The following is a 1,876-nucleotide window of genomic DNA, read 5'->3' as shown; positions in this document are numbered from 1 at the left end:
ACAGAAACCGGCTACGAACGATTAAGCCAGCATGAGATTTCACTGACCTAGGGAAGTGTAATGTCAGTCCCTTTGATCCGGTTCGACTGCGTGTCAAAACAGTTTCACGCAGTGAAGGCGCTGAGCAGCGTCAGCTTTGATGTTCGACAGGGTGAGTTTCACGCCCTTTGTGGCGAGAATGGGGCTGGTAAAAGCACCCTCATGAAGATCCTGTCGGGCGTCATTGGGGATTACGAAGGACAGATTGAACTGGCGGGAAAGCCCCTCCGGCTGCGGGGGACGCGCGATGCCGAGGAACTGGGGATCAACATTATCCACCAGGAATTAAATCTGGTGGGGGAACTCTCGGTCGCTGCCAATATCTTTCTGGGACGGGAACTGCGGACGGGCCTGGGGTTCATTGACGACCGTGAAATGGAACGCCAGTCGGCGCGGATCTTTCAGCAACTCGATTGTCGAATCGATCCTCAAGCGTTGGTTGGATCACTGCGGATCGGTGACCAGCAGTTGGTCGAAATTGCCAAGGCGTTGTCGCAAGGCCTGACGAATCGCCCTGCGGTAGCCTCGGCAGCGCGGTTAGGGGAGAAGAACGATCCGAAAGCTCAATCGCCAAGCGATCACGCTTCTGAGGCGACTCCACGAGGCTCCGTTCCGGAGACTACGGCACATGCCCCGATTCTCATAATGGATGAGCCGACAAGTGCATTGACCGAATCAGAAGTCGAGCGCCTGTTTCGGATCATTGGGCGTCTGCAGAGTCAGGGCGTCACCATCGTCTACATCTCTCATAAAATGGACGAGATCTTTCAGCATGCGGACCGCATCACGATCCTGCGTGATGGCCAGGTTGTGAAGACGCTTGATCGTACCGCCACTCATCCTCGCGAGGTCACTCATTTGATGGTCGGTCGGGCGATTGAAGCGAGCGATGTCGGAAAGAATCGGACGGCAGGAGACGAAGTCCTGCGTGTCGAGAATCTTTCACTCCCCTGGCGAGGGCATGTCAGGCAATGGCGACTTAAGGACGTGAATCTGTCGGTGCGGCGAGGAGAAGTCCTGGGTGTCGCTGGTCTGATGGGGGCTGGCCGGACCGAATTGCTGGAATGTCTGTTCGGGGCGAGCAGTGAATCGCCTCAGGGACGGATGGTGCTCGACGGGCGCGACGTTCAGTTCTCGCACCCGGACGAAGCTTTGTCCGCAGGGATTAGTCTGGTCACTGAAGATCGAAAACGCTACGGCATCTTCACCGAGCTGACGGTGCGTGATCATATTACCTTGTCGTCGCTGGACGATGTTGCGGCGATGGGTTTTGTGGGACAGGCCGCAGAAAGAAAGGCCGCGGACGATTCGATTTCGGCACTGAGGGTCAAAACCGCAGGGCGCGAAGCGTCGATCATGAGTCTGAGCGGCGGCAATCAACAGAAGTGCATCATTGCCCGAGCACTGAGGACCCGACCGAAGTTGCTGCTACTGGACGACCCGACGCGTGGGATCGACGTCGGCGCGAAGGCCGAGATCTATCGACTGATTGATGAGCTTTGTGGACAGGAGCTGGCCATTATCATCACATCGAGTGAATTGCCCGAACTCATCACGGTGAGTGATCGTATCGTGGTGTTGTGCGAGGGACGCGTGACTGCGGAGTTCTCCCGGGGGCAGTTCACGGAACAAAAGCTGATGGAAGCAGCCACCGCATTGGCAACGTGAGCGGTCGGCTGGCTTCTCCCCAAGCAATCCGCAGCACCGTCGGCTGTGATTCGATCCCCTATGGGATGTTTTTACGACTCGACTCCTCGGTGGTTTCCAGTTTACGTCGGAGCGGATCGAGCTCAGAATTTGCCGGTTCCAATGAAAAACGCTGCATGAAGTTGAGTTC

The 1,876-nt window shown here is 56.7% G+C and carries 1 protein-coding gene; it reads left to right on the top strand.

Annotation, left to right across the window (positions count from 1 at the left end; genetic code table 11):
* The first annotated feature begins 60 nt into the window (after positions 1–60).
* Entirely contained in the window at positions 61–1,707 is a 1,647-nt protein-coding gene (locus VGE80_RS03975; RefSeq protein ID WP_440591750.1) for a sugar ABC transporter ATP-binding protein, read from the top strand.
* The last annotated feature ends 169 nt before the right edge of the window (positions 1,708–1,876 follow it).

The organism is Schlesneria sp., assembly GCF_036405755.1.
Lineage (GTDB): Bacteria > Planctomycetota > Planctomycetia > Planctomycetales > Planctomycetaceae > Schlesneria > Schlesneria sphaerica.
The sequence above is the reverse complement of the archived record's forward strand: the minus strand, read 5'-3'. Positions and strand labels throughout refer to the sequence as shown.